Origin of the sequence: Wolbachia endosymbiont of Drosophila incompta, from assembly GCF_001758565.1 — a bacterium.
Lineage (GTDB): Bacteria > Pseudomonadota > Alphaproteobacteria > Rickettsiales > Anaplasmataceae > Wolbachia > Wolbachia pipientis.
In genome coordinates, this window is record NZ_CP011148.1 from 1,103,665 (window position 1) to 1,104,186 (window position 522).

1 protein-coding gene and 1 pseudogene are annotated in these 522 nt (G+C 32.8%); both read left to right on the top strand.

Annotated elements, in window-relative coordinates; all coding sequences use genetic code 11:
• Positions 1 to 241 (top strand): annotated as a pseudogene (locus tag WG67_RS07365) (hypothetical protein); the annotation flags it as partial.
• 236 nt (positions 242 to 477) lie between these two features.
• The coding region (locus WG67_RS08755; protein WP_458695017.1) for a hypothetical protein at positions 478 to 522 on the top strand (45 nt) is incomplete at its 3' end.

Genomic DNA, 522 nt, shown 5'->3' on the forward strand with positions numbered 1-522 from the left:
TTCTGAAAAAGCTGAAAGTTTTGGTAAAATAATGGTACATATGGATGACAAAAGTTGTGAAATCTTCTCAAAGTACCTAAAAGAGCTAGAAAAAAAACCTCGTATAAGCAAGGTTGTTGAAGCTGCTAAAAGTTTTGCACAAACGAAAAGCAGTGCAGTTAGTCCACCTCTTTCTAATATGAAAAGAGTTGACACATCGCAACATTTTCAAAGTAGTGACCATGAATCACCAGAGCATTAACAATTATCATACATACATTGTTGCATATAGCAATAGTGTATGTGTATAGTTAGTAGGGTTTGTAAACTTAATAAAGTCTACAACTAATTTGAAAACTACTTTATTGTATGCAAGACTTTAAAATACTAGAAAATCTAAAAACCAAAGCACTAGAAGCTTAAAAAGGAGGCGGTTCTGACNGGATTACCAAACAACATGAAAAAGGGAAATTAACTGCTAGAGAAAGGCTCAGTATATTGCTCGATGAAAGTTCTTTTGCAGAATACGATAAATTCGTAAAA